Annotated in this window: 15 protein-coding genes and 2 tRNA genes; 13 read left to right on the top strand and 4 right to left on the bottom strand. The window is 34.7% G+C overall.

The annotated features are described in order from the left end of the window. Positions 1-67 precede the first annotated feature (67 nt). Entirely contained in the window at positions 68-772 is a 705-nt protein-coding gene (locus ACFO5O_RS09075) for a queuosine precursor transporter (RefSeq protein WP_387963009.1), read from the bottom strand. Positions 773-918: 146 nt separating this feature from the next. Between ACFO5O_RS09075 and folK the strand changes: the two genes are divergently transcribed. Further along, complete coding sequence (gene folK, locus ACFO5O_RS09070) at positions 919-2,049, top strand: 2-amino-4-hydroxy-6-hydroxymethyldihydropteridine diphosphokinase (protein ID WP_387963008.1); 1,131 nt, start codon at positions 919-921, stop codon at positions 2,047-2,049. Between the two features lie 15 nt (positions 2,050-2,064). Here the strand turns inward: folK and ACFO5O_RS09065 are convergent, their stop codons facing one another. Next, the gene (locus ACFO5O_RS09065) at positions 2,065-2,592 is read right to left on the bottom strand and encodes an RNA methyltransferase (protein WP_387963006.1); all 528 of its coding nucleotides are present in this window, start codon (positions 2,590-2,592) and stop codon (positions 2,065-2,067) included. 122 nt (positions 2,593-2,714) lie between these two features. Here ACFO5O_RS09065 and mutS point away from each other — a divergent pair, with 122 nt between their 5' ends. From mutS to ACFO5O_RS09050, 3 genes are all read left to right on the top strand, one after another. Next, complete coding sequence (gene mutS, locus ACFO5O_RS09060; protein ID WP_387963004.1) at positions 2,715-5,327, top strand: DNA mismatch repair protein MutS; 2,613 nt, start codon at positions 2,715-2,717, stop codon at positions 5,325-5,327. Positions 5,328-5,430: 103 nt separating this feature from the next. Further along, a tRNA-Gly gene (locus ACFO5O_RS09055) sits at positions 5,431-5,502 on the top strand. A 43-nt stretch (positions 5,503-5,545) separates the two neighbouring features. Beyond that, a tRNA-Leu gene (locus ACFO5O_RS09050) sits at positions 5,546-5,629 on the top strand. A gap of 116 nt (positions 5,630-5,745) precedes the next feature. On the opposite strand, the gene ACFO5O_RS09045 is transcribed toward ACFO5O_RS09050, so the two are convergent. Further along, positions 5,746-7,584 carry a sodium:solute symporter family protein gene (locus ACFO5O_RS09045; protein ID WP_387963002.1) on the bottom strand — a complete coding sequence of 613 codons (1,839 nt, stop codon included), beginning with the start codon at positions 7,582-7,584 and terminating at the stop codon, positions 5,746-5,748. 49 nt (positions 7,585-7,633) lie between these two features. On the opposite strand from ACFO5O_RS09045, the gene ACFO5O_RS09040 reads away from it, so the two are divergent. The 4 genes from ACFO5O_RS09040 (at position 7,634) to ACFO5O_RS09025 (ending at position 11,859) form a co-directional block, all read left to right on the top strand. Further along, positions 7,634-7,903, top strand: a complete 270-nt coding sequence (locus tag ACFO5O_RS09040) for an alpha/beta hydrolase family protein (protein ID WP_387965101.1) — start codon at positions 7,634-7,636, stop codon at positions 7,901-7,903. A 123-nt stretch (positions 7,904-8,026) separates the two neighbouring features. After that, positions 8,027-9,376, top strand: a complete 1,350-nt coding sequence (locus tag ACFO5O_RS09035) for a sugar porter family MFS transporter (protein WP_387963000.1) — start codon at positions 8,027-8,029, stop codon at positions 9,374-9,376. Then, entirely contained in the window at positions 9,363-10,973 is a 1,611-nt protein-coding gene (locus ACFO5O_RS09030; protein ID WP_387962999.1) for a glycoside hydrolase family 32 protein, read from the top strand. Before ACFO5O_RS09035 ends, ACFO5O_RS09030 begins: the two co-directional genes overlap by 14 nt. A 10-nt stretch (positions 10,974-10,983) precedes the next feature. After that, complete coding sequence (locus tag ACFO5O_RS09025) at positions 10,984-11,859, top strand: carbohydrate kinase family protein (RefSeq protein ID WP_387962997.1); 876 nt, start codon at positions 10,984-10,986, stop codon at positions 11,857-11,859. A gap of 5 nt (positions 11,860-11,864) precedes the next feature. On the opposite strand, the gene ACFO5O_RS09020 is transcribed toward ACFO5O_RS09025, so the two are convergent. After that, on the bottom strand, positions 11,865-12,887 hold the full coding sequence (locus ACFO5O_RS09020) for a LacI family DNA-binding transcriptional regulator (RefSeq protein ID WP_387962995.1): 1,023 nt from the start codon (positions 12,885-12,887) through the stop codon (positions 11,865-11,867). A gap of 237 nt (positions 12,888-13,124) precedes the next feature. Between ACFO5O_RS09020 and ACFO5O_RS09015 the strand changes: the two genes are divergently transcribed. From ACFO5O_RS09015 to ACFO5O_RS08995, 5 genes are all read left to right on the top strand, one after another. After that, positions 13,125-16,130, top strand: coding sequence for a SusC/RagA family TonB-linked outer membrane protein (locus tag ACFO5O_RS09015; RefSeq protein WP_387962992.1), 3,006 nt, complete (start codon positions 13,125-13,127; stop codon positions 16,128-16,130). 10 nt (positions 16,131-16,140) lie between these two features. Further along, positions 16,141-17,748: a RagB/SusD family nutrient uptake outer membrane protein gene (locus tag ACFO5O_RS09010; RefSeq protein WP_387962990.1), complete on the top strand. Its 1,608-nt coding sequence runs from the start codon at positions 16,141-16,143 to the stop codon at positions 17,746-17,748. Positions 17,749-17,900: 152 nt separating this feature from the next. Continuing rightward, positions 17,901-21,128, top strand: a complete 3,228-nt coding sequence (locus tag ACFO5O_RS09005; protein WP_387962988.1) for a VCBS repeat-containing protein — start codon at positions 17,901-17,903, stop codon at positions 21,126-21,128. After that, positions 21,115-21,687 (top strand): hypothetical protein, encoded by a 573-nt coding sequence (locus ACFO5O_RS09000; RefSeq protein ID WP_387962986.1) that lies wholly within the window; start codon positions 21,115-21,117, stop codon positions 21,685-21,687. Before ACFO5O_RS09005 ends, ACFO5O_RS09000 begins: the two co-directional genes overlap by 14 nt. A gap of 2 nt (positions 21,688-21,689) precedes the next feature. Then, positions 21,690-24,977 carry a VCBS repeat-containing protein gene (locus ACFO5O_RS08995; protein WP_387962984.1) on the top strand — a complete coding sequence of 1,096 codons (3,288 nt, stop codon included), beginning with the start codon at positions 21,690-21,692 and terminating at the stop codon, positions 24,975-24,977.

The following is a 24,977-nucleotide window of genomic DNA, read 5'->3' as shown; positions in this document are numbered from 1 at the left end:
AATATAAATACGTATAAAATAAAGGATTAGTCCAAGCAACGCAAAAAGTTTAATAAAACTTTAGTGTTTAAATTAGTGCTATTTCTTCATTGATTTTGAGTTTGAATCGTCTTCTGAATAAATACACACCCAAATATAGAAAAGGGGTATCAATCATTGCAATCAAAACCTTGAATAAAAATCCGGCAGCTAAAAGCCCGCTAAATTTTTCCCAAGCAATGATTTCAAACGAACATAACAGCAACAAAATTGTAAAGGTATCTACAAATTGAGATAAAAACGTGGAGCAATTATTTCTTAACCACAAATGCTTTCCTTTAGTGAGCCGTTTCCAAAAATGATAGATCTGTATGTCAATAAATTGCGCAAATAAATAGGCCATCATACTTGCTGTAACCGCAATGGCTGTGCTGCCAAACACCGTTTTAAACATTTCATCTCCCACAGGAGACCATGAAGTAGCAGGAACGGCATTAGAAACCAAAACAATTCCTAATGAAAATAATGATGCAAAAATACCGGTAACTACAACCTGATTGGCTCGCTTTTTACCATAAATTTCACTAATAAGGTCAGTGATTAAAAAGGTTATGGGGTAGGGTAAAATACCCACTGAAATCTCGAATAGTTTACTCCCAAACAGTTCAATGTCTAACGGATACCAATAAAAAAACTTTTGAAAAATTAAGTTGGAGACCACCAAAGAGGTTATAAATAAAGAAGCTAAAAGCAAATAGATACGATGTGCGGCGAGTTTATCTTTTAGAGTCATTGAGTTGTTTTATGAGCGTTAGGTATTGTTAAAACAATCCTTTTAAATTTTTCGTGATTTGGGCATATTAAAACACAAAATTGTGAATAAATACGTCTTGTAAATATAAAGTATTAAATTTTCTTTTCCTTAATTTGTTTTCGCATATGAAACAAATTCATAAAGTATATCTCGCTCTGGGAAGTAATGTTGGTGATCGCCTAAAACATCTTCAAGATGCCGTAAATTTAGTTTTTGAACGTTTAGGTAAGATTATTATCATATCTAATGTTTACAATACACCTGCACACGGATTTGAAGGCGATGACTTTTTAAACACCTGTGTTTTTTTAGAAACGGATTTGAAGCCTAAACAACTCATGAAAGCTTTAAAGACTATCGAAAAACATATGGGAAGGGAGCAAGCTAAGAAAAAAGGCTATCAATCGAGAATTATTGATTTAGACATTTTGTTTTATGATGATTGGGTTGAGGATTCGAAAACTTTACAAATCCCGCACAAAGCTTTGCACCAGCGTAAGTTTGTGCTACAACCTTTATTTGATATTGCTCCTAATTTAGAACATCCCATTTTGAAACAAACGATTTCGCAATTACTCTCTACTTGTGAGGATCAAAGTGAAGTGCAGTCTATTAAAATTTGGTTGAAAAATCCGAGTAAGCAGTTTCAGTTTTCAGACTATAATTATATTGCCATTGAAGGAAACATTGGTGCAGGAAAAACCAGTTTGGCGCATAAAATTGCAAATGACTTTAATGCAAAATTAGTTTTAGAGCGCTTTGCAGATAATGCATTTTTACCGAAATTTTATAAAGAGCCACAGCGTTACGCCTTCACATTAGAGATGTCGTTTTTGGCCGATAGATATCAGCAAATTAGTGATGACCTTTCACAGTTGGACCTATTTAAAGACTTTATAGTTAGTGATTATGATATTTATAAATCGCTCATATTTTCAAAAATCACCTTGCCAGAAGACGAGTTTAAGTTGTATAGAAAGCTTTTCTATCTCATGTATAAAGATATATCCAAACCCGAACTGTATGTATATCTTTATCAAAATACGCAGCGCTTACAGGAGAATATTAAAAAACGCGGACGTGATTATGAACAAAACATCCAAGACGATTATCTCGAAAAAATTAATTCAGGGTATTTAGAATTTCTTAAAAACCAATCTGAACTTAAGGTTAAAATCATTGATATTTCCGACAGGGATTTTGTTGAAAATAGAGAAGATTATTTATGGATATTGAGTGAGATTAGTAAAGCCTAAAAGGAGTTTTAGTTATTACTTTAACTTTGAAAATATATCCCAAACCACAACCCCTACACTAACCGAAATGTTGAGCGAGTGTTTGGTGCCAAATTGAGGTATTTCCAAAACCAGATCACTGGCACTTACCACTTCTTGTTTAACACCTTTGACTTCGTTCCCAAACACCAAAGCGTATGTTGTTTGTTGTTGAGCTGTAAATTCGTTGAGCATGGTCGCGTTTACAGCTTGTTCAATGGAAATTACTTTTATGTTTTCAGATTTTAGACGCTCAATTAATTCCAAGATGTTTTCAACATATTCCCAAGTTACGGTTTCAGTACTCCCTAGAGCAGTTTTATGAATGTCTTTGTGTGGAGGCGTTGCCGTTATTCCGCAGAGATAAATTTTTTCAACCAAAAAAGCATCACAGGTTCTAAAGACAGAGCCAATATTATTTAAGCTCCTAATATTATCCAAAACTACAATTATGGGTGTTTTTTTAGAGGCTTTAAAACCTTCTACACTTAATCGGTCTAATTCGCTATTCTTTAATTTACGCATGTTAAAATCTCTTGAGAATTGTAGATAACTTATAAGAATAAGATTTTATGAAACCTCAAAATATAAGTACATTAGCATTCTTACAATTAAGGCAAAAATAAGATTTAAAAACTACTCTACCATTGGCAAAGAAAGCAAAAAAAGAAACACCTTTAATGAAGCAATACAATGCCATAAAGGCAAAGTATCCTGATGCCTTGTTGTTATTTAGAGTAGGGGATTTTTATGAAACCTTTGGAACTGATGCGGTTAAGGCTGCTAAAATTCTAGATATCATTTTAACCAAACGTGGTGCTGGCAGCGAAACCGAAACTGAATTGGCAGGTTTCCCGCACCATTCACTAAACACCTATTTGCCTAAATTAGTGAAGGCGGGATGCCGCGTTGCTATTTGTGACCAATTAGAAGATCCAAAACTAACTAAAACTATTGTAAAGCGCGGTGTTACCGAATTGGTTACTCCCGGGGTGGCTTTTAATGATGATATTCTTCAGTCTAAAACCAATAATTTTTTAGCTGCTATTTGTTTTGGTCGGGAATTAATAGGCGTCTCTTTTTTGGATATTTCAACAGGTGAATTTTTAATGTCACAAGGCAATGCCGAATATATTGATAAACTTCTGCAAAATTTTAGGCCTAGTGAAGTGTTGGTTGCAAAACCCAAAAAACAAGCTTATAAAGAGGCTTTTGGTAACGATTTTCATGCCTTTTTTATGGAAGATTGGGTGTTTCAGGATGATTATGCCAATGAAACACTTCTAAAGCATTTTCAAACCAAATCTCTAAAAGGATTTGGAATTGATGATTTATATGAAGGGATTGTTGCGGCGGGTGCTATCTTACACTATTTGGGAGAAACCCAACACCATAAATTGGAGCATATCACCTCCATACAACGCATTGCAAAAAATGAACACGTTTGGATGGACCGTTTTACGATTAAAAACCTTGAACTGTACCAATCAACCAATCAAAATGCGGTTACTTTAATTGATGTTATTGATAAAACTGTTTCCCCAATGGGTGGGAGATTGTTAAAGCGCTGGATGGCTTTGCCTTTGGTAAGCATCGATAAAATTCGTCAAAGGCATGAAGTGGTTCAATACTTACTTGATGACGAAGTTATTTCAAAGAAAATCCAGAATCATCTCAAGCAAATGGGAGATATGGAGCGGCTCATTTCAAAAGTGGCTACTGGTAAAATTAGCCCTAGAGAAGTGGTTCAATTAAAAAATGCTTTAGAGGCCATCGTTCCTGTAAAAGCCTTAACACTTCATAGTAACAATAAGGCATTAAACGCAATTGGTGATGCTTTGGATTTGTGTGAAGCCTTACGTTCGCGAATTAAGGAGACCTTGAATGAGGAAGCTCCCGTCAATATATTAAAAGGTAATACAATAAGTTCTGATTTTTCTGAAGAATTAAAAGAGTTGCGAAATCTATCTTCATCAGGGAAAGCTTATTTAGATAATATGCTTGAACGCGAAAGTGAGCGTACAGGTATAAGCTCCCTTAAAATAGCGTCCAACAACGTATTTGGTTACTATATTGAGGTTAGAAATACACATAAAGATAAAGTTCCTGAAGATTGGATTAGAAAACAAACTTTGGTTAATGCAGAGCGTTACATCACTGAAGAGTTAAAAGAATATGAATCTAAAATTCTTGGTGCTGAAGAACGAATTTTGGCTATAGAGCAGCAATTATTTGCCGAGCTCGTGAGTTGGATGGGGCTTTATATTCAAGCCGTTCAAAAAAATTCAGCATTAATTGCTCAACTGGATTGCCTTTCAGGTTTTGCACAGTTAGCATTTGAAAGCAATTATGTTCGACCAGAAATTAATGACAGTTTCAGTTTAGACATCAAAAATGGGAGGCATCCTGTTATTGAGAAGCAGCTGCCTCTAGGTGAACCTTACATCGCTAATGACGTGTATTTGGATAGAGAGGCTCAACAAATTATCATGATTACTGGGCCCAACATGTCGGGTAAATCTGCCATATTAAGACAGACGGCCTTGATCGTTTTATTGTCTCAAATGGGAAGTTTTGTCCCAGCAGAATCGGTCAAAATTGGGCTAATAGACAAAATTTTTACTAGAGTAGGTGCAAGTGATAATATTTCAATGGGTGAATCAACGTTTATGGTTGAAATGAATGAAACGGCATCTATTCTAAATAATATTTCAGAACGGAGTTTAGTATTACTTGATGAGATAGGTCGTGGTACAAGTACCTATGATGGTATTTCAATTGCTTGGGCCATTAGCGAATATTTGCATGAACACCCCAGTAAAGCAAAAACATTATTCGCAACCCATTATCATGAATTAAATGAAATGACCGAAACCTTTGAGCGTATTAAAAACTTTAATGTTTCAGTTAAAGAGCTTAAGGATAATGTGTTGTTTTTGCGAAAATTGGTTGAGGGAGGGAGTGAGCATAGTTTTGGAATACATGTTGCTAAAATGGCAGGCATGCCCCAACAGGTGATTCACAGAGCCAACAAAATCTTAAAACAATTAGAAAAATCACATTCAAGTGATGAATTAACTAATAAGGTTAAAACCTTAAACAATGAGATGCAATTAAGCTTTTTTAATCTTGATGATCCTCTATTAGAACAGATTAAAGATGAAATTGTAAATATTGATATAGATACGCTTACTCCGGTTGAAGCCCTGATGAAACTTAATGAGATTAAGCGAATGTTGTTAAAAAAGAAACAAGCCTAAAAAAACTCACACTTTTTTATTAAAAAGCCTTTGGTTTTATAAGAAATGTATTAAATTTGCCCTCGCAATTACAACAAACGTTCATTTAAATAATTGCTATAACGCGAAAGTAGCTCAGGGGTAGAGCATCACCTTGCCAAGGTGAGGGTCGCGGGTTCAAATCCCGTCTTTCGCTCTATACCAAAAATATACCAAGAACTACAGCGGTAGTTCATCATGCTCAAGTGGTGGAATTGGTAGACACGCCGGACTTAAAATCCTGTGACCATTAGGTCGTGCGGGTTCAAGTCCCGCCTTGAGTACTAAAGCCTTTATCTTTTTGATAAAGGCTTTTTTTATTTCTTTTAAATAGACCATTTAGACGATTAATTATCATCTAGTATTCATGTTAGCTAGGCTAATTAACTAACATAAAATATCAAAACACAATCGCTTTAATTTTCTTCCATAACCCTTTAAGCATAAATGAAAAAACAACAAAAACAGTTGTAACAATACATGCTTTAAAGTATTCGCCATAAATCCAATATCCAGTAGCAAATAAAGCGCTATAGATCACAATACAACCTACTATTGTGGCTAAAATGCCTGAAGGAACGTTCCATGATTGATTTTCATTTTGTTCAATGGAGATACCTTCCTTTTTGCTTTGATTAACAATTTTGTACCATCCAGGACCTCCGGGCTGGATTTTTGTATAAAAATTGTATAAAGTTTCTTTAGTATCAGAAGCTGTGAGATAGGTTATCAATATCCAAATTAAAGTAGTAACCAAAACTACAAATGGATAGGTCATCCAACCTGGCATTACTCCTGTAATGGTGAGGCCTTCACTATCAGTACCACCAAACATATATGCGCCAAATGCAGTAAAATTAATAAGGATGGAAATTACACCAGAAACTAACATGGCAGAAATTTCACTCCAGGCATTTATTCGCCACCAGAACCATCTCAAAATGAATATAAGTCCTGTTCCTGCCCCAAACATTAAAATAATATTAAATAGTTGCAAAGCGTTTGTTAAAACAAGAGCTAATGCCGCAGATACTACCATTAATATTACGGTTGAAATTCTACCAACATTAACCAGTTCCTTTTGAGAAGCTTTTTGATTGATATGTTGCACATAAAAGTCATTTACTACGTAGGATGACCCCCAATTAAGATGTGTAGAAATGGTAGACATATAAGCCGCAACTAAAGAGGTGAGAACAACGCCCAAAAGCCCATTGGGAAGTTTGGTCAGCATTGCTGAATAAGCTAAATCATGCCCTAATTTATCTTCGGCAATATTGGGGAATGCTTGTTGAATACTAGCAACATCGGGATATAGAACCAATGATGCCAAAGCTACCAATATCCAAGGCCATGGTCTAAAAGCATAATGCAAAATATTAAAGAAAAACGTAGCTCCTATGGCATGATTTTCATCTTTAGCAGCAAGCATACGTTGTGCAATATAGCCGCCACCTCCAGGTTCGGCTCCGGGATACCATGCACTCCACCATTGTACCGCTAATGGTATTATTAATAAGGTAATCAATGTTTCCTTGTCATCAAATGAAGGAAAAATATTTAATTTCTCTGCAACCAGTTCATTTTGTAGTAAAGCGTTCAAACCACCAACCTCTGGTAGATTCACACAATAATAGGCTGCTGCTACTCCTCCAAAAAGTGCCACAAAAAACAATAGGAAATCAGTGTAAACAACTCCCTTGAAACCACCCACGGCACTAAATATCACAGTGACTAGGCCTGCAATACCTACGGTTTGTAATGGGCTTAAACCCAACATAATTTGACCAATCTTTATGGCTGCCAACGTTACAGCCGCCATAGCCAAAACATTAAAAATTACGCCTAAATAAATCGCTCTAAATGCTCTTAAAAACTTGGCAGGTTTGCCACTATATCGAAGCTCGTAAAATTCTATATCTGTATTGACTCCCGATTTACGCCATAATTTAGCATAGACGAATACCGTCAATAATCCAGTAATTAAAAAGGCCCACCAGACCCAATTTCCGCTAACACCTTGGTTTCTTACAATATCTGTAACTAAATTTGGAGTATCGGTTGAAAATGTGGTGGCAACCATAGAAACTCCCAAAAGCCACCATGGCATTGTTCGTCCTGAAAGAAAATATTCTGAAGAACTTTTACCTGATTTTTTTGAAACTACAAACCCAATAGTAAGGGTAATTAGGAAGAAACCAATTATAAAAGCATAGTCATAGGCATTCAATGAAATCATAAGATAATAGATTAAGGTATGTATTATTTTAAATTGTAATATTAAATGAATTTTTTTTAATCTTTCATATTATTCTAACGAAAAACAAATAGATTCGTTAGTATCTCCTACATTTTTAGTGCATGCCATAGATGACAAATCTGTACCAGTTGAAAACAGTATTACCTATTTTCATGAACTTAGAAACAAGAATGTAAAGGCGGAAATACACCTTTACCAAAAAGGAGGTCATGGATTTGGTTTGGGGGAGAATGAAAGCAGCCCAATGTGGGCGCAACAATGCACACAATGGCTGAAACTAAATCACTTTATAGATTAATGATTTAATTTTTTTCGTATTCAGCGAAAACGTTTTCGTGTTGAATTTAAACGGGTTTTGGAATAAAGTTTCAATACTTTAATAGCTAATGTTTTATTTTACAGCGTCTAACCAACCTAGTAAATGAAAAACAAAACACTTTTCTGGTCCATTACCGTTGCTGTAGCTGGATTTTTATTTGGATTCGATACGGTTGTAATTTCAGGAGCCAATGAACCCATAAAAGCATTATGGAACACATCCCCCTTATTTCACGGAACATTTATAATGTCTATGGCACTTTGGGGAACTGTAATTGGCGCCCTATTAGGTGGCATACCGGCAGACAAATTTGGTCGTAAAAAAACATTGTTTTGGATTGGTGTATTGTTTTTAATCTCTGCACTTGGTTCTGCAATGGCTGCAGATAAATACTCGTTTTCACTATTTAGGTTTATTGGTGGTTTAGCCGTCGGTGCTTCTTCAGTAGTAGCTCCAATGTATATTTCCGAAATTTCAAGTGCAAAAAATAGAGGTAAATTAGTAGCCTTATACCAGTTTAATATAGTTTTTGGTATACTAGTGGCTTACTTTTCAAATCTTTGGTTAAAAGGCTTTGACGGTGCTAATGATTGGCGATGGATGTTAGGTGTAGAAGCAATTCCTGCTTTAGTGTATTGTGTGATGATTTTAGGAGTGCCCAGAAGTCCACGTTGGTTAGTTCTAAAAAAAGGGAATGAAGATGAGGCCTTATCGGTATTAAAAATTACCCATGACGATACAACTGCTACTACTAAACTTTTAGAAATTAAGGAAGAGCTAAACATAGTAGAAAAGGGCTCTACGAGTGTGTTTGCAAAAATGTATAGTTTCCCTTTACTATTAGCTTTTTTAGTAGCCTTTTTTAATCAACTCTCGGGTATAAATTTTTTACTCTACTACGCCCCCGAAATTTTTGGTAGAGCAGGTGTTGAAAATCCTTTTTTGGCTTCAGTCTATGTTGGGCTCGCCAATTTAATCTTTACCATTATTGGTATGAGCTTGATTGATAAATTTGGTCGAAGGCAATTATTAATCATAGGTTCCATTGGATATATCATAAGTTTATCGGTTGTAGCATGGGCATTTAAAACTGATGCGGGAGCCGGAATTCTTCTCACGTTTATTGTAACTTTTGTGGCTGCTCATGCCATAGGTCAGGGTGCCATTATATGGGTGTTTATTTCTGAAATATTCCCGAATAAAGTTCGAGCTATGGGTAATTCTTTTGGATGTGGAACACATTGGGTATTCGCTGCGATAATTACCTTATTAACTCCTGTGTTTTTAGATGAGAAATCTGGAATTTTGAAAGATGCTCCTTGGATGATATTTGCCTTTTTTGCCGGTATGATGGTGCTTCAATTACTTTTTGCACTTTTTGTGATGCCAGAAACCAAAGGACTGTCATTAGAAGAGTTAAGTAAAAAATTAGTAAAAAATGAAAATAAGTAACAACAGTTTAAAGTTAGAATGGACACTGTTAAGCCTACTAATTATTATGATTTATGCCTGTAACGATTCAAATAAAAACAAAACTGTAGAAATGTCGTTAAATACCATTGAAGAACAATTATACAGACCCAATTTTCATTTCACACCAAAAGCTAATTGGATGAACGACCCTAACGGTATGTTTTATTTAAATGGCAAGTACCACTTGTATTTTCAATATTATCCAGAAGACAATGTGTGGGGACCTATGCATTGGGGACATGCAATTAGTGAAGACCTTATTAAATGGAAAGAGCAGCCTATTGCTTTATATCCAGATAGCCTTGGCTACATTTTTTCTGGAAGTGCTGTGGTTGACAAAAATAATACTTCAGGTTTTGGTGACGATGGGAAAACTCCTGTTGTGGCAATTTTTACTTATCATGATATTGATGGAGAGCGAGCTGGAGCAATCGATTTTCAAAGTCAAGCAATTGCTTACTCATTAGATGAAGGGCAAACTTGGACCAAATATGAAGGCAATCCTGTTATACCTAACCCAGGGATAAAAGATTTTAGAGATCCCAAGGTGTATTGGGATGAAATACGTGGGCACTGGTTAATGGTTTTAGCCACTTATGAAAAGTCATTTTTTTATAGTTCACCTAATTTAAAAGATTGGGAATTATTGTCAGACTTTGGTGAAACGGTTGGTGAACATGGAGGTGTTTGGGAATGTCCAGATATTTTTCCTATGAATGTTGAAGGAACCAATGAAACCAAGTGGGTGTTAATACAAAGTTTAAACCCTGGACATATCAATGGAGGGTCAGGGACTCAATATTTTGTTGGTGATTTTGATGGCAAGAACTTTGTTTTAGATCCTTCATTCGCAAAAGATTTAGACCAGGTAGAAACAAAATGGCTTGACTTTGGACGAGACAATTATGCTGGAGTTACTTGGTCAAATATTCCTAAAAGTGATGGAAGAACCTTATTTATAGGCTGGATGTCTAATTGGGACTATGCCAGAGATGTGCCTACAACAACTTGGCGGAGTGCAATGACCATAGCTAGAGAGTTAAGTCTTAAAAAAGTAAATGGAAGCTATATGCTTTTTTCTGAACCAGTAAGCGAATTAGATGCTTACAAGAACCTAGTTAGAGAAGAAACTAATATTAATTTCAATAAAGAATTCACTATAATAGCTAATAAAACCAAAGCAATTGATAAAACAATTATAGAAATAGAACTTTCAAATTTACAAAAGGACAGATATAGATTTAGTTTAGAAAATGATGAAGGAGAGGTGGTTGATTTTGGAATTGATAATATAAAAAACTACTATTTTATTGATCGAACTGCATCAGGTGATTTGTCGTTTTCCGAAAAATTTGCCGATAAAATTTCAATTGCTCCGTTTGATGATTTGCAAGACACTATTCAACTTCAAATTCTCATTGACAAAACGTCTATTGAAGTGTTTTATAATCAAGGACAAACGGTATTGACTGAAATATTCTTCCCAAGTTCTCCTTTAAAGACATTGAAATTAACCCCAGCAAATAATTTAAAAGCTGTTATAAAAAAGCTTGTGGTAAGTGAGTTAGAATTATAAAACTATAGAAATGTATACGTTTACTTGTTTTGGCGAAGTGCTTTGGGATGTATTTCCAGATCGGGAAAAAATTGGAGGTGCACCTTTAAACGTTTCTATGAGATTAAATGCTTTTGGCAATGACGTTGCCATTATAAGTGCCGTTGGAAATGATGATTTAGGAGAAAAGCTGATCACTTATTTAAAAGAACAGGGTTTAACAACGCAATACATTCAAATTAAAAATGATTATGAAACCGGGAAGGTGAATGTTTCTTTGGATGCTAGTGGCTCTGCAAGTTACGATATCAAATTTCCAGTTGCTTGGGATTTCATAGAACTTGACAGTACTATTCAATTAGTTAAAAGAAGTAGGGTTTTTATATTTGGAAGTTTAGCGTGTAGAAATTCGAATTCAAGAAATACCCTTTTTGAGTTGTTAGAGCACGCCAACTTTAAAGTTTTTGATGTTAATTTAAGAGCACCGCATTACAATTTTGAGTTGTTAAGTAGGTTAATGAATAAGGCTAATTTCATCAAATTCAATGATGATGAATTAGAGCTCATTGTAAAATCTTTTGGGCAAGAATGTGAAACTTTAGAAGACCAAATTAAGTTTATTTATAAGAAATTCAGTACCAGCCACATTTGTGTGACTCGAGGTGGTAAAGGGGCGGTTTTATTTATTAATGACAAATTTTACTTTAATGAAGGTTTTGAAGTTAAAGTTAAGGATACCGTAGGAGCAGGTGATTCATTTCTAGGCACATTGTTGCACAAACTAAATGCCAATTTTAGTCCACAAAAGGCCTTAAATTATGCCTGTGCTGTAGGAGCGTTAGTTGCTAGTGCAGAAGGAGCGAATCCAGTAATTCACGAAACAGATATTGTAAAATTAATGCAGTAATGCCCTTATTTTGTGGAATCTCTTATAATTAGTTCTGTTGGAACTTCAATAGTTTTATAAGGTGCCTTGATTCCTTTTTTAGTGTTATTGATTTCTTCAAGAAGTATTTTAAATGCGACCTCTCCCATTTTATAGCCAGGCTGATCAACAGTTGATAATTTAGGCGTAGTGATTCTAGTTAAAAACCAATTGCTAAATCCCATTATCGAGATGTCCTTGGGAATCTTCACGTTAAGTTCCTTCAGTCTAACTAAAACTCCCGTTGCCAAAAGATCGGTCATTGCAAAAATCCCATCCACATCTTTGTGATTTAAAAAGATTTCGTCAGCAGCATTTTTACCATCTTCAAATGAGGCAATATTTTTGGCTTCAAATACTATGGACTTGTCAAACTCCATTCCATGTACTTTTAGTGCTTCTTTGTAACCTTTAAATCTGTCTATAGTGGTTTGAGGTTTTAATTTCCCCCTTACATGAGCAATTCGTTTACATCCAATATCTATTAAATATTTAGTAGCATTAAATGCAGCCTTTTTATCATCGATAACTACCTTATTGCATTCAATGGACTTTGATATTTTATCATAAAGTACAACTGGCGTACCATTATTTATAATATTACTTATATGTTTAAATCTAATAGTGTTGTCTGCTAAAGACAGGAGAATCCCATCAACATCTTTATCCACAAGAAGATCGAGTTGTTGTTTTTCAACTTCAAAGGAATCATCAGACTGTAATGTAATAACCAAGTAACCTTCTTTTTCTGCACTTTTTATAACACCTAAAATAATATTGGCAAAAAAATGATGAACGATTTCAGGCATGATTAAACCAATAATTTTAGACTCTTGAGTCCTTAAGCTTTGAGCGTAGGAGTTGGGCTTAAAATTGAGCTTTTCTGCAAGCGCTTTAACTTTACTTTTTGTAGATGCACTGACATCATCATAATCTTTCAGCGCTTTTGAAACTGTGGCCGTAGAAATACCTAAAGTTTCTGCAATTCTTTTTAACGTGACCTTAGACATATATTAATTAATTGAGGAGGTAAAATAAAATTTTTAATCTTGATAAACATTCATTTGTTTAAAATGCAAGCCTTAAATTTTTGGTTAAATTAAAAAATCGAAAACGTTTTCGACAATAATTAGAGGGATTTTTTATCAAATTCTTTTTTTCTGGTAAAAAAAATATAAAATTAGTGTCTTGTTAAGATTTTTTTAACATAAGTGTTATTCACTAAATATTAATTAACTAACTCAAATATGAAAAACAAATTACTCAAAAAAGTAATGCTGCCTTGTCTATTCCTTCTAGGAAGCATTGTTTATGCACAAACTGTTTCTGGGGTTGTATCTGATGCTTCAGGACCAATTCCGGGAGTTAACGTTTTAGTAAAAGGAACTACTACGGGAACTCAAACAGATTTTGATGGTAACTACTCTTTAAATGTTAGTTCTGCAGACGCAGTACTAGTGTTTAGCTTTTTAGGTTACGCCACTCAAGAGATTCCAGTAAATGGTCAAACGACTATTAATGTAACACTTTTAGAAGATGCAGCACAATTATCAGAGGTTGTGGTTGTAGGTTATGGTAGTACCACCAAAAAGGAAATTACATCTGCTGTAACTAAAGTGGATGAAGAGGCCTTTAACAAAGGTACGATTAATAACCCTTCTGAATTACTTCAAGGTAAGGTTGCAGGTTTAAGTATTTACAATAAAGGAGGGAATCCTAATGAAGATGCCGTGATTAGATTAAGAGGTATATCTACTGTGGGTTCAAACTCATCTCCTTTAATTGTTATTGATGGTGTAATTGGAGCATCATTAAACAATATTGATCCTAGTGATATTGAAAGTATGACTGTATTAAAAGACGGTTCTGCTGCTGCAATCTATGGATCGCGAGGTTCTAGTGGTGTAATCATTGTAACTACTAAACGCGGTAGAGCTGGTGACACTCAAGTGTCTTATAATGGTTCTGTAGCGACAGCTTCAATCTCCAATACTATAGATAGAATGTCAGGCGATGAATTTGCTGCCGCTGGTGGAACTGATTTAGAAAGTAGAACAGATTGGTTAGATTTAGTAACTAGAAACGCTGTTTCTAATGTTCATAATGTGGCTATTTCTGGAGGATATGATAATACAGATTTTCGTGTTTCTACCAATTTTAGAGATGCTCAAGGTATTTTGGACAGATCAGGTTTCAAACAATTCAATACACGTTTCCAAGCATCAACAAGAATTTTAAATGATAAATTAAAGATTACCTTTAATGGTTCTTACACAAAAAGAGATTCAGATTTTGGATTTAATGAAGCGTTACGTTATGCGATTCTTTACAATCCAACGGCTCCAGTTTTTGGTGCTGATTCTCCTTATCCTTTTAATGCCGATCCATATGGTGGTTATTTTGAAACCTTAGGTTTATTTGATAGTTTCAACCCTGTTTCAATAATTAATCAAAACACCAATCAAGGTAAAAGAAACGAATTTACTTATAGTGCTAATTTTAAGTATGACTTAACAGACGATATTTCCTTAAATGCATTATATTCAGAACAAGAGTCGAAATACACTAACAAAGAGTATTACAGAACAACATCTTTATTTAGGGGTTCTGCAACGAGTCCATTCCGTAAAGGTTTAGCGCGATTAAATACTGGGGACAACAAATTTAAATTATTTGAATTGTATGGAGATTATGAAATAGATGCTTCAGATAGATTAAATTTAAAATTCACTGGAGGATATTCGTGGCAAGAAGATACGTCTAGCAATTATTTCTTGTCTTTAGGCGATTTTCCTAATGATGACTTAGAATATATAGATGCTTTAGAGTGGTCACAGGATCAAAAAACTGCTGGTCAATTTTCAGTTGACAGTAACAGATCTCCAGAGAATAGAATCATAGCGTTTTTTGGAAGAGTGAATGCTACTTTCGATGATGCTATTTATTTTAATGCTTCCTTAAGAAGAGAGGGTTCAACTAAATTAGGAGCCAATAACCAATGGGGTACGTTCCCTGCATTTGGTTTAGGTGTTGATCTTAACAAATATCTAACGTTGGATAATGTAGATTTATTCAAAGTGCGTTTAGGATATGGTGTTACAGGATCTTTACCAGCGGAGAGTGGATTGTCACAACCAGGTTATGGTCCATCAGGTGATTTATTGTCATCCGTAGCATTAAGACAACCAAACCCAGATTTACAATGGGAAGAAAAAGCTGAAACTAACCTAGGTATAGAATATACTGCAGGACGTTTTTCTGCAACTTTAGATCTATATACTCGTAAAGTTTCTGATTTCATCTTGGGTCAAACCATTACACCAGACGACTTACCAGACGGTACAATTTTGATAAGTAATTTTCAAATTAGAAATAGTGGAGAATTATCTACAGATGGTTTAGAGTTAGGTGTAAACTACGACATCATTAAAAATGAAGATTTAAAATATAACTCTGGAATTGTGTTCTCTACTTATAAAACAGTGTTAGATAAATTTGATACTCGAACATTAAGAGGAAATTTAGGTGCTCCAGGACAGAATGATACTAATGTTATTTTAGTTTCTGAAGGAGAAGCAATTGGTGAAATTTGGGGTCCTGTATTCACTGGAGAAGTGGTTAATGGAAGCCAAGTTTTGAAAGATGTAAATGGAGATGGAACCCTACAAACAGAACAAGTGATAGGAAATGCTATTGATGCCGATGAAGATGGCGTAAGAGATGGTGATTTAACCAAGCTAGGAAAAGGTATTCCTGATTTTGAGTTGGGTTGGTCACATACACTTACCTACAAGAATTGGGATGTCAATGCATTCTTTAGAGGTGCTTTTGGTCACAGTTTAGTAAACAACTTTAGAGTATTTTACGAACCTAGAGTAGGAAGCCAGGGATCTTACAATTTTGTGAATACAAAACACGCGGACCCAGCAATCACGAATGCAAAATTTAGCTCATTGTATGTTGAGAAAGCAGATTTTTTCAAATTAGATAACGTTTCAGTAGGTTATACATTTGATATTGCGGAAGATAATAAGTATGTTAAGGACATTAGATTGTCATTAAGTGCACAAAACTTATTTACGATTACAGGTTATACTGGTGCTGATCCAGAACCAGCTCTACAGGATAGAGGTTCTGTTGACAATGGTGGCTTCTTAGGAGGAGCTGCAGATCCTTTAACTCCGGGTATAGATAGAAGATATAATTATTTTGCATCCAGAACGGTGACTTTTGGAGTAAATATTAACTTTTAAAAAAATGACTATGAAAAATATATTTAAATTATTTTTAATGTGTGGTGCACTTGTAACTGTTGGTGCCTGCACAGATTTGGAAGAGGTTCTGGTAGACCAAGTACCAGAACAGTTCAACGGATCAGAACCTAGCTTCGCTACTTTTGATGGTGGTGGTGCTGGACCAGCAGATGCAATGGCATCAGCCTTTAACCAATTAAGAGAATCAGGATCTGCCAACCATGGAGGCTATTGGTCAATTCAGTCTGTATCAACAGATGAGATGGCTGTAACTCAAAAAGGAGGTGACTGGTATGATGGTGGAATATGGATAGATATGCACAGACATACTTTTGGTGCTACTAACGGCCCAATAAATGGGGCTTGGGGTCAACAATATTCCGCAATTGGTGCTTGTAATACGTCTTTGGCTTCTGGAAATCTTGATGCTAATCAAACAGCACAAGTTAGAGCCTTAAGAGCATTCTTTTACTATCGTTTATTAGACTTATATGGTAGAGTAAAGATTTTAACCGAGGCTGGAGGAAATCCTCCTCAATCAACTCGAGTTCAAGTATTCAATTTTGTTGAGAGCGAATTGTTAGCAGCTTTAGGGATTAGTAATGTAATTGGAATGGATCTATCTTCTAGTCCACTAGGGACTGGGCAAACACGATACAGAATTAACCAATACGCTGCTTTAGGTTTATTGGCTAAATTGTATTTGAATGCTGAAGTATATACTGGTACTCCAAGATATGCTGAAGCTTCAGCGGCGGCAAGTTATGTGATAGACAATGGAGGCTATGTGCTATGTGGATCTGGATGCTCTGTTCCAAATGCAGCTAAACGACCAAGTGTTGCTTCAGACCCAGACGAATTAACTGGATATGCGGCGGTATTTGCACCCAATAACCAAACAAATCCTGAAATAATTTGGGCTATTGCTTATGATAATGTTTCTGGTCCAAATATGCACTTTGCTCAAATGACCTTGCATTACTCAAGTCAATTTACTTGGAATTTACAAAATCAACCTTGGAATGGGTATTCAGCTTTAGAAGATTTTTATAACTCTTATGATAATGCTGATAAGCGAAAAGATGCCAACTTTATTGTGGGTGCTCAATTGGATTACGAAGGTTCTGCGATTTTAGATTATGCTGCTACTGGTGGAGATTTAGAATTAAACTATAGTACAGATATTAATGAACTTGAACCAAATGCTTCCAGAAAAGGTGGCGCACGTTTAGGTAAGTTTAGCTTTAGACAAGGTCAAAGAGATAATATGGATAACGATTACCCAATTATTAGACTTGGCGACATGTATTTAATTAGAGCTGAAGCTGATGCTAGGGTTGCTGGTAACTGGAATTTAGCATTGAATGATGTCAACACGATTAGAGCCAGAGCCGGAGTTTCTGCTTTAGGGTCGTTAACAGCAGATACCTTTTTAGCAGAACGAGGTAGAGAAATGTTTATGGAGGTAACTCGTAGACAAGACTTAATACGTTTTGGTAAATTTAATCAAGCATGGTGGGAAAAACCAGCGTCGCAAGCGTTTAGAAATGTTTTCCCAATTCCACAAGAGCAAATTGATGCTAGTGGCGGAACATTAACACAAAATCCAGGTTATTAAAGATTAATGAAAGTTTAATTTTATTAATGAATATTTAATAATAAAGCTTATTAATATGAAACGGGTTATCTTTGGTAACCCGTTTTATTATTTATATATCTAGCTAAAATATCTTGAAAATACCGGTTTACATTAGTTTAATTTTGTTGTGTTTGTCATGTTCAAAAGACAAGAAAACGCAAGACACTTTAGACAAAACACTGTTTCAACTGCACGTAGACTCCGATATTAAATTCGCCAACACACTTATCGAAACCGAAGCCCTAAATCCTTATACCTATAGAAATTTCTATAACGGCGGTGGTGTTGCAATTGGTGACATAAACAATGACGGATTACTCGATATTTATTTTACAGGAAACATAGTTGATAATAAATTATATCTCAATAAGGGGAATTGGAAGTTCGAAGATATTACTGAAACAGCTGGAGTAGCTTGTAAAGATTCGTGGTCTTCGGGTGTAACATTTGTGGATATAAATTACGATGGATTATTAGATATTTATGTATGTAAAGCTGGTCCGCCAAGTGATAAGAGCTCAAGACATAACGAGCTTTTTATAAACAATGGGGATTTAACTTTTACAGAGCAATCCAAAGTTTATGGTTTGGACATTATTGGCCTGGCAGTACAAGCTAATTTTTTCGACTTTGATAAGGATGGTGATCTAGATTGTTATTTGTTAAGTAATTCTATAAGGTCTGTAGGTAACTATGACTTTATAAAAAATCAAAGAGATATACCAACCGAAACGGGTAATAAATTATTAAGAAATGACAATGGCTATTTTGTGGATGTTACGCAAAAAGCCAACATCTATTCTAGTGCTATAGGTTTTGGATTAGGAATTACTGTAAGTGATTATAATGGTGACGCTTGGCCAGATATATTTATTTCCAACGATTTTTTTGAAAGAGATTATCTATACATGAATCAACAAGATGGCACTTTTAAAGAAGATTTAGAGCATCAATTTGAATCTATTTCTATGGGTTCAATGGGTGCAGATGCTGCCGATTTAAACAATGATTCAAAACCTGATATTATGGTTACTGAAATGTTACCTAGAAATATTCAACGACAACGAACTAAAACCTTGTTTGAATCTTGGAATAAATATGATATGGAAGTTAAAAATGGCTATCATTATCAGTTCTCACGTAACGCTCTTCATATAAATACAGGCGACGATGTGTTTTTAGAATTAAGTAGATTTTCAGATGTTGCAGCTTCAGAATGGAGTTGGGCATCCTTGTTATTTGACGTAGATAACGATGGCTTAAAGGATATATTTATTAGCAATGGCATCTATAAAGATTTATTAGACAGGGACTATCTTACCTATATGGCTAATGAAGATCAAATACGAGATATGATCAAAAATGACCAGCAAGTCATGAAAAAATTAATTGATCTCATGCCATCTCAACCTGTGCCTAATGTGGCGTTTAAAAATAATGGTGTCTTTAAATTTAGTGACCAATCAATAGCTTGGGGTTTAAATCAGCCAAGCTTTAGTAATGGAAGCGCATATGGCGATCTCGATAATGATGGTGATTTAGATTTGGTGATTAATAATGTCAATATGCCGGCCTTTGTATATGAAAATAAGCTAGATACTTCAAAACATAGAAGTATGACCATAAAATTAAAAAGTGACGATAAAAACACATTTGCCATAGGCGCAAAAGCCGAAATTTATTACGATAATGGAAGCTATAGTGTATTAGAAAACTTTCCATCAAGAGGCTTTCAAAGTTCGGTGTCACCCGATTTTCTTTTTGGGGTTAATACTGCTCAAACTATTGATAGTGTGAAGATATTTTGGCCTAATGGATTTACCACAAAAGAAGAAAATTTAAAAACTAACAAGGTTTATTCACTTACTCAACCTAAAGAATCAAACACCTCTAGTATTACGAAACCTATAAACATTAAAAATCCATTAAAGGAAATTAATTCACTATTTAATTTTAAACATAAAGAGAACAATGCTGTAGATTTTAACAGAGAACAGTTGCTTCCAGAGATGTTCAATAACGAAGGTCCTAATATTACAAGTGCAGACATCAACAATGATGGCCAACCCGATTTTTATATTGGTGGTGCGAAAGGGCAATCTGGAAAACTTTTTGTGTCACAAAAGGACTATTCATACATTGAAATTTCAAAACCATTTGAGATGAATGCCAAATCAGAAGATACCGATGCCGTGTTTTTTGATAGTGACAAGGATGGCGATTTGGATTTGTATGTCGCAAGTGGCGGAAAATCATTCTCTAAATTCGATTTTTCATTAAATGATCGCTTATACATTAACCAAGGAAATCTCAATTTTGTTTTAGACCAGTCGGCACTTCCCTTTAAAGAACCCATGAGTACATCTACCGTATCGATTTATGATTTTGATCAGGATGGGGACAATGATATTTTTATTGGAGAGCGCTTTAAAGTAGAAACCTATGGAATTCCAACAAGTGGCTATATATTAGAGAATAAAGGCAATAATATTTTTGAATTTTCAGATCAAGAATCACTTAAGTCTATTGGGTTAATTACCGATTCAGCATGGGAAGATTTTAATAATGATGGTATTAAGGATTTAATCGTGGTAGGAGAATGGATGCCCATTTCTATATTTATTAACCAGAATGGAATATTAGAAAATAAAACCAAAAGTTTTGGTTTGGAACAAACCTCAGGATTTTGGAAAACGTTTGAATTAGCAGATGTTGATGGAGACGGTGATTTAGATATTGTTGCTGGGAATAAAGGCGAAAATACGTTCTTTAAAGATGGAACAAGGGCTTACGTTTCAGATTTTGATAATAACGGGACTATTGAGCAAATCATATGTCATAAAATAGATGGAAAATATTATCCAATAGCAGATAGAGATGAGTTGGTTGCACAGATAGCAAGCTTAAAGCAAAAGCTATTGTTCTATAAGGATTATGAAAATGCAACTATTGACGCTATTTTTAATAAAGAACAACTTGCAAAAGCTATAGTTTTAGATGTAAATACAGTAAAAACATCGCTCTTCATTAATAATGGCAATGCCTTTTCAATCCAAGTGTTGCCTCATGAAATTCAGTATTCTAACGTTGAAGCAATTATAGTTTCAGACATAAACTTAGATGGAAACACAGATATTATTTTTGGAGGCAACCAATATTTAGTAAAACCGCAGTTTGGTCGACAAGACGCTTCAAGAGGTTGGTTGGTTTATGGAGATAATCAAGGTCAATTTAAAAAAGTAATAAGGCTTAATATTAAAGGACAGATAAGAGATTTTAGTATGCCTAAAATTAATGCGAAGAGATTTTTATTAACCACGTTAAATAATGATAGTTTAAAATTTTATGAAGTTGAATAGTTTTAATAAAATAGCGATTTTAGTATTAATATTCTCAATTAGTGCCTGTCAATCAGATTACACCAAATTGGTAAAAAGTGAGTTGTCTAGTGGTCAACAACATAATCATGTATTTCACAATTTAGAATTTGGCCAAACGCGAAGTGATTTCTATGAAATTTGTTGGGGATTAAATAAAAGAGGTGTGGCAACGCATGGTCCTTCAAATAGCTATGTGCAAATGTTTTTAGAGCCTCAAGACACTTCGCAAGCTTTAAAAAGAATACGTATGCTGTTTTATGCGAAATTTAATGAGAAGGATATTATTACAGCAATGGATGTGAAGTTTTCATACTCTGCATGGGCACCCTGGAATGAAGCTTTGAAGGCCAATAAGCTATTACCTGTAATACAAGACACCTTAATGAAATGGTATCCAGGAAATCCATTCATGAAAGTAAAAAACAGTTTGGTAAAAGTGGATGGTAATCGTCAAATAAAAATGTTTCAAGAGTCTGATAGAGATGTTTCAGTTCTTATTGAAGATTTGGAGTATAAGTATAAAACACTAGTAAAATAAGCATGAAGTATTATAAATATATAAGCATCATTTCATTAATAGTAGTGATGTCATGTGATAAAAAGGAAGAAAAAGTTGAAGAAAATACATTACCACAGTTTGAGTTATTATCGGCCGAACAAACTGGAATTCAGTTTAGTAATGATTTAGAGTCAACTGATGAATTTAATGTTTATCGATACCGCAATTTTTATAATGGCGGTGGTGTAGCTATAGGAGATATTAATAATGACGGCTTACAGGATATTTACCTAACCTCAAATCTTAACAAGAATAAACTGTATTTAAACAAAGGGAATTTCACATTTGAGGATATCACAGAAACTTCAGGGGTTGGTGGCACAAAGGCATGGTCAACAGGTGTCTCCATGGTCGATATTAATGGTGATGGTTTATTAGATATATATGTGTGTAATTCTGGAGATGTAAAAGGAGATAATAAGCAAAATGAATTCTTCATTAATAATGGGGATTTAACCTTTACAGAGCGTGCCGCCGAGTTTGGATTAGATGACATGGGCTATTCAACACATGCTTCTTTCTTTGATTATGATAATGATGGGGATTTAGATGTGTATTTGCTCAATAACTCATATCAGGCTATTGGCAGCTTTAATTTAACTAAAAACGAACGTCCAATCAGGGATACATTAGGAGGTGACAAACTTTTTGAAAATCGAGATGGCAAATTTATAGATGTTAGTGAACAAGCAGGTATTTATGGGAGTATTATAGGCTTTGGGTTAGGTGTTACGGTTGGGGATTTTAATAACGACAATTGGCAGGACATTTATGTGTCTAACGATTTTTTTGAACGGGATTACCTCTATATCAATCAAGCTAACGGCACATTTAAGGAACAATTAACCAAATCCATCAATTCTATTAGCGGGGCTTCGATGGGAGCAGATGCTGCTGATATTAATAATGATGGCTATAATGACATATTTGTTACTGAAATGCTTCCAAGTGAATACGAACGCTTAAAAACCGTAACCACTTTTGAAGATTGGAACAAGTACCAATACAATGTAAAAAACGATTATTACCATCAATTCACGAGGAACATGTTGCAACTCAATAATAGCAACTTAACGTTTAGTGAAGTGGGACGTTTTAGCGGTGTTGAAGCTTCAGATTGGAGTTGGGGCGCACTGTTTTTTGATATGGATAATGACGGATTAAAGGATTTGTTCATTGCTAATGGCATCTATAAAGACCTCACCAATCAGGATTATCTTCAATATGTTTCAAATGAAGAAGTTATTCAATCTATAGTTCAAAACAACAAAGTAAACTATAAAAAATTGATTGATATCATTCCTTCAAATAAAGTCAAAAATCATGCGTATATCAATAAAGGAGATTTAAAGTTTGAGCGTGTTGCTAATGGCTTGGATACTGAAGGATTTTCCAATGGGGCAGCCTATGGCGATTTAGATAATGACGGTGATTTAGATGTTGTGGTCAACAATGTTAATATGCCTCTTTTTGTTTATAGGAATAATATCAAGCAAGAAGACCATAATTATTTAAAAGTGGTCTTAAAAGGCGAAGGGTTGAATAGCAACGGTATTGGAGCCAAATTGAAACTTTCCAATCAGTCGGAAACCTATTTTTTAGAACAGCAACCTGTACGAGGCTTTCAATCATCAATGGATGACAGACCAAATTTTGGATTTAAAAATAAAGACAACCTAACGTTAACTGTCAATTGGCCTTCAGGAAAAATATCACAAATAGATAATATAGAAGCCAATACTACAATTACAGTATTTGAAAAAGAAGCCGTATTTATAGAGCATCAAACCAGTACTAGCAATGCTGAAGCATTATTATTTAGTAAAGTTGAAGGCATTATTGATTTTGTCCACACAGAAAACAACTATATCGATTTTAATGTTGAACGCTTATTGCCCTTCATGCGAAGTGCAGAAGGACCAAAAATTGCGTTAGGAGACATTAATAATGATGGTGAAGATGACCTATTCATAGGTGGCTCCAAAAATAATATGTCCAAAATATTCCTTCAGAAAAACAATAAATTTAGTGAGATGAAAACTTCAGCATTCGATTTGCAAAAAGGAGCTGAAGATGCCGAAAGTGTTCTATTTGATGCTGATGGAGATGGCGATTTAGACCTTTATGTTTGTAGCGGTGGTGTTGAAACTTCCAAATTTAGCCCTATATATTTAGATCGATTATATATCAATGACGGGCAAGACGGATTTCATCTATCTGAACAAAAATTACCAACATTAAACGGGTTTCATAGTAGCAGTACGGTAACAGTGGCAGATATCGACAAGGATGGTGATTTAGATCTTTTTGTTGGAGAGCGTACAATTCCAGATGCCTATGGTCAACCTGGGTCTGGGTTTTTGTTGGTTAACGACGGCAAAGGAAAATTTAGTGAACAGACGGCACAGCGAGCGCCGGAGTTTAAAAATTTAGGAATGATTACCGATGCGACTTTTGTTGATCTAGATAAAGATGGATATGATGATTTGGTGGTTGTAGGAGAATTTATGGGTATTAGAGTTTTTAAAAATACAAAAGGTTCGTTTAAGGAAATGAGCAATCAATTATCACAACTGAAAGGTTGGTGGAATACTATAGTTGCAGCCGATTTAGATAATGACGGTGATATAGATTTTGTAGTGGGCAATCACGGGTTAAACAGTAGATTTAAAGCTAGTGATATACAGCCTATTAAATTATTTGTCAATGATTATGATGGTAATGGTTATTTAGATCCGGTGCTCTCATTTACAGCTACAAACGGTAAGCAATATCCATATGCTTTGCGACATAATTTAACTGAACAACTAAAATATTTGAACAAGAAGTTTCCAGATTACGATTCGTTTAAAAATGCCAGCATAGAAGACATATTTACGTCCGAGCAATTACAATCAAGTTTGATTTTAGAAGCAACAACATTAAATTCAGTTATTTTATTGAATAAAGGAGATTTTAAATTTGATGTGCAGGAGCTACCCTTTGAGACACAATTCTCACCAATTTATGCCATTTCTGTTGCTGATTTTGATCGAGACGGCGATCAGGATATTATTTTAGGAGGTAACTTAAGTGGAGTAAAACCTGAATTTGGAAGGTATGATGCTTCTTATGGGAGTTATTTAGAAAATCTTGGGGGAGCTAAATTTAAATACCATGTTACAGGAAAAGGTCTAAAAGTTAATGGTCAAATTAGGGACATAAAACTCCTGAAAAATGAAATCTTAATTGCAAAAAATAATGATTCATTACAAGTTTATAAATATTAA

The organism is Geojedonia litorea, from assembly GCF_042654525.1.
Taxonomy (GTDB): domain Bacteria; phylum Bacteroidota; class Bacteroidia; order Flavobacteriales; family Flavobacteriaceae; genus Geojedonia; species Geojedonia litorea.
This window is presented reverse-complemented; position numbering and strand designations above follow the sequence as displayed.